Source organism: Leucobacter sp. BZR 635 (assembly GCF_048061935.2).
GTDB lineage: Bacteria > Actinomycetota > Actinomycetes > Actinomycetales > Microbacteriaceae > Leucobacter.
The window spans coordinates 1-4292 of record NZ_JBLUNZ020000010.1 but is presented as its reverse complement, the minus strand read 5'-3'; the positions used below and the strand labels follow the sequence as shown (position 1 = coordinate 4292).

At 67.3% G+C, this 4292-nt stretch carries 4 protein-coding genes and 1 tRNA gene; all 5 read left to right on the top strand.

Annotated elements, in window-relative coordinates:
- The coding region (locus ACI1US_RS01800) for an aldose epimerase family protein (RefSeq protein ID WP_461637690.1) at window positions 1–585 on the top strand (585 nt) is incomplete at its 5' end.
- A 124-nt stretch (window positions 586–709) separates the two neighbouring features.
- Entirely contained in the window at window positions 710–2137 is a 1428-nt protein-coding gene (gene thrC / locus ACI1US_RS01795) for a threonine synthase (RefSeq protein WP_461637688.1), read from the top strand.
- Window positions 2138–2242: 105 nt separating this feature from the next.
- Window positions 2243–3394 carry an AI-2E family transporter gene (locus ACI1US_RS01790; RefSeq protein ID WP_461637686.1) on the top strand — a complete coding sequence of 384 codons (1152 nt, stop codon included), beginning with the start codon at window positions 2243–2245 and terminating at the stop codon, window positions 3392–3394.
- Window positions 3395–3425: 31 nt separating this feature from the next.
- A complete protein-coding gene (locus ACI1US_RS01785) occupies window positions 3426–3836 on the top strand; it encodes a phage holin family protein (RefSeq protein ID WP_461637684.1) in 411 nt (136 codons plus the stop codon).
- A gap of 124 nt (window positions 3837–3960) precedes the next feature.
- A tRNA-Glu gene (locus tag ACI1US_RS01780) sits at window positions 3961–4033 on the top strand.
- The last annotated feature ends 259 nt before the right edge of the window (window positions 4034–4292 follow it).

The following is a 4292-nucleotide window of genomic DNA, read 5'->3' as shown; positions in this document are numbered from 1 at the left end:
CTCTGGGACCAGCCCTTTGAGCTCGCTGCCGACGGCGAGACGCTCACAGCCGTCGGGGCCGCGCTGCAGGTCGAATTCACCCGGAGGATCACGCCGACCCCTCGGGGCCTGCGTCTCGAGTACTCGGCAACGGCGCTCGCGCAGCCGACACCCTTCCTCTGGGCCGCGCACCCACAATTCTCCGCACCCGCGGGGACACGCGTGGAACTCGAGGGCGACGTCGAGCGGATCGTCGACGTGCTGGCGGAGCCAGCGCTCGAAGCCCCGTGGACCGCTGCCGCGGCCACCATCGATACTCTCGCGCCCGGGCGGTGCCGAAAGCTCTACGTCTCGCCAGAGCAGCCAGCGCGGTCAGCGCGGCTCATCCGCCCCGGGTATCCGGCGCTCCGGATGCGCTGGTCCGAAGCCTGCCCCTACGTTGGCCTCTGGTTCGACGCCGGCGCATTCGCGCACGAACCCGTGATCGCGATCGAACCAGCGACCGCCTACTATGACGACCTTGCGCGGGCATCCCTGAACGGCACGGCACCCATACTGCTACCGGGCACGCCCCTGCGCTGGTGGGTCGAGCTCGAAGCAGAGTAACGAACGAGGCAAATGCCCGTTCACGCGCCCCATTGCCCGGGCCACGCCATCGCCGGTGATGTTCCTCAATAGAATGGGGTGAGCGCGGCCCCCGCCGCAGCACGAATCGTCTAAAGGAGCATCGGTGGAATACATCTCGACCCGTGGCGGAATGACCCCTGCCCCGTTTAGCGCAACCCTGCTTGAGGGGCTCGCGACGGACGGCGGCCTGGCGGTTCCCGAGACCATGCCCGAGATCACGCTCGACCGCATTGAGACCTGGCGCTCCCTGAGCTACGCCGAGCTGGCAACCGAGATCCTCAGCTTCTTCGCGACCGACATCCCCGGGCCGGAGCTCGCCGCGATGTGCGAGCGCGCCTACCCCGAGAAGAACTTCGCGCCGGGGATCGTGCCCGTCACCCCGATTAGCGAATCGATCGCGCTGCTCGGTCTCTCCGAGGGCCCCACCCTCGCCTTCAAAGACATGGCGATGCAGTTTCTCGGGCAGTCGCTCGAGTACGTGCTCCGGAAGACCGGCCGCACCCTGAACATCGTCGGGGCAACCTCCGGCGACACGGGCTCAGCCGCAGAGTACGCGCTTCGCGGCAAGGAGGGTGTCTCCGTGTTCATGCTCTCCCCACAGGGGCGCATGAGCGACTTCCAGCGCGCGCAGATGTACTCGCTCGACGACGACAACATTCACAACATCGCGGTCGCGGGCGTCTTCGACGACTGCCAGAACCTCGTGAAGAGCCTCGCGGGCGACCTCGAGTTCAAGCGCGAGTTCAACATCGGGGCCGTGAACTCGATCAACCTCGGCCGCATCTCGGCCCAGGTCGTCTACTACTTCTGGGCCTGGTTGCGCGCGAGCGACGCGCTCGCCGCAGACGATCGTAAGTCCTTCAAGATCTCGGTGACGGTGCCCTCGGGCAACTTCGGCAACATCCTCGCGGGCCACTACGCCCGCGAGATGGGGGCCCCGATCCGCCGCCTCGTGCTCGCGGCGAACGAGAACAACGTGCTCGACGACTTCTTCCGCACCGGCATCTACGCGCCGCGCACCTCGGCCGATACGCACGCAACCTCGAGCCCCTCGATGGATATCTCGAAGGCGTCGAACCTCGAGCGCTTCATCTTTGACCTGCTCGGCCGCGACCCCGAGCGGCTGAACGCCGCCTGGCGCGAGCTCGATGAGACGGGGCGGCTCGACCTCAGCGCGGAGCTGCCGCGCTTCACCGCCGAGTTCGGCATTCTTAGCGGCACGAGCACCCACGCCGATCGCGTCGAGACGATCCGCTCGGTGCACGCCGACAGCGGCGTCACGATCGACCCGCACACCGCCGACGGTGTGAAGGTCGCGCGCGAGCACGTCGAAGCGGGGGTGCCGATGCTCGTGTTGGAGACGGCGAAGCCCGCGAAGTTCCCCGACATCGTGTTCGAGGCGACGGGGGAGCGCCCGGGCCTGCCAGCGGACCTCGCGGGGCTGCTCGAGCTGCCACAGCACGTCACCGAGATGGCTGACGATGAGGCGACGCTCCGCGAATTCGTCGCGGCGCACGCGCTCCGGGCGTAGACTCCAAAACACATGGTCCACAGCTAGGAGGGGTCACAAGTGTTCGGACGGCGCACAGAGCAGGTACTCACTCGACGCATAGTTGAGTTGGAGCGACGGAGCGGTATGCGCGCGCCAAACAGTGGGGAGCAGGGATCCGGGGCGTCGCAGCCGACGCCCGAGTCCCCGGTGGCCCGCAGCCGCGCTGGCGGGGCATGGGGCGACGGCTTCGGCATGGTCGCAACCCGGTCACTGCAGGTGATCATCGTTCTCGTGCTCACCGCCGGCGTGGTCTTCGGGCTGCGCACGCTCAGCACCGTATTCATTCCGATCCTGCTCGCCCTCATCCTCGCGAGCACCTTCGCTCCCGTGATGCGCTGGCTCCAGCGGCACCGGGTTCCTCCGGTGCTCGCAACTGTCGCCGTCCTGCTCGGGATCCTGCTGCTCCTCACCGGTGTCGGCTGGCTCATCGTGTGGGCCGTCCGCGACGAGTGGGACGAGCTCGCGCAACAGGCGCAGGACGGCTTCGAACAGGTGCTCGCATGGGTGCAGACGCTGCCCTTCGCGCCGACGTCCGAGCAGATCTCCGAGTGGCAAGACACGATCATCGATTTCGTGACGAGCTCGCAGTTCGGCTCCGGTGCCCTCGCCGGCGTCAGCGCGATCACGAGCTTTGTCACCGGGCTCGTGCTGCTCGTGGTGGTGCTCTTCTTCTTCCTGAAGGACGGCCCACAGATCTGGCGCTTCCTGCTGCGCCCGTTCCGCGGTGAGGGCCTTGCCCGTGCGAAGCGTGCCGGAGACAAGACCGTGTCGACGCTCGGCTCCTACGTGCGCGGCACCGCGGCTGTCGCTGCCGTTGACGCGATCGGCATCGGCATCGGCCTGTTCTTCCTCGGCGTGCCACTCGCGCTGCCGCTGTCGGCTCTCGTGTTCATCCTCGCCTTCATCCCCATCGTCGGTGCCACCGTCGCAGGCATTCTCGCGGCGCTCGTCGCGCTCGTGGCCAACGGGCCGCTCAGCGCAGTGCTCGTTGTCGGCGTCGTCGTGCTCGTGAACCAGCTCGAGGGGAACTTCCTGCAGCCTGTGCTCATGGGGCGCGCGCTCAAGCTGCACTCGCTCGTGATCCTGCTCGCACTGACCATCGGCACCGTGCTCAGCGGCGTGCTCGGCGCGATCCTCGCTGTGCCGATCGCCGCGGTGGCGTGGGGCATCATTCAGGTCTGGGACGGCCCAGACCTCCCCGCAAAACCCTTTAGGCCCCACCCAAACGAGGCCTAGTCCACCCCACCCCGACAACCGAAAGTTCGCGATGCGTCTTCTCTTTCAAGTCATCTCCCAGCTCGTGCTCGCTGCGATCGCGCTCGTCGTGATCCACTTCGCACTGCCCGACGTGACGCTGCACCCCAGCGGCTTCTTCATCGCGCTTGGCGTCTTCACGCTCGCGCAAGCCATCCTCGGCCCGTTCGTGCTCAGTGTTGCGCAGCGCTACGCGGCCCCGCTTGCTGGCGGTGTCGGCCTGGCCTCGACGCTGCTCGCGCTCTGGATTGCCTCGCTGTTCGAGGGCGGCATCGAGATCCATGGGCTCAGCTCGTGGCTGCTCGCGCCGCTCATCGTCTGGGTGATCACCGCGCTCGGCGGCTGGATGTTCATGGCCCTCTTCGTGAACCGATGGCTGAAGAAGCGCGAGAGCGAGCGCATGGTGGCGCGAGCGAAGGAGTAGTCCGGGCCCGCAACACGCGCGGGCGCACCGGAAAAGCGGCCTCGATTTGTGCGCCCCCCGTGGATGTGGGAATATATATGAGTTGCAGCGGAGAGCTCAGGCTCAAGGCAAAGGCAACGCGTCCGGCCCTATCGTATAGCGGCCTAGTACGCCGCCCTCTCACGGCGGTAACGCGGGTTCGAATCCCGCTAGGGTCACCGGATAGAAAGCCTCACCTTCGGGTGAGGCTTTCTGTGTTTTCTGGGGTGGTGGGGCTGCTGGCTGCGCGCAGACCCGGGCCCGTGCGGGGTCTTCGCGCGCGAAGGCGTGCGCCCGATGCATTGCGGGAGACGTGCCGCGGGAGACGTGCCGCGGGCGAGGAATCGCGGGTGGCCGCCCGGCTTCCTCCCTGCCCCAACTCATCCATTCCGCCCCTTGCGATGGGTACGCGAGGGGCGGAATGGATGAATCGGGGCT

What these genes read in the sequence shown, in the direction of transcription:
- ACI1US_RS01790 (WP_461637686.1), top strand. Translation starts at nt 2,243, where the DNA reads ATGCGCGCGCCAAACAGTGGGGAGCAGGGATCCGGGGCGTCGCAGCCG.
- ACI1US_RS01785 (WP_461637684.1), top strand. Translation starts at nt 3,426, where the DNA reads ATGCGTCTTCTCTTTCAAGTCATCTCCCAGCTCGTGCTCGCTGCGATC.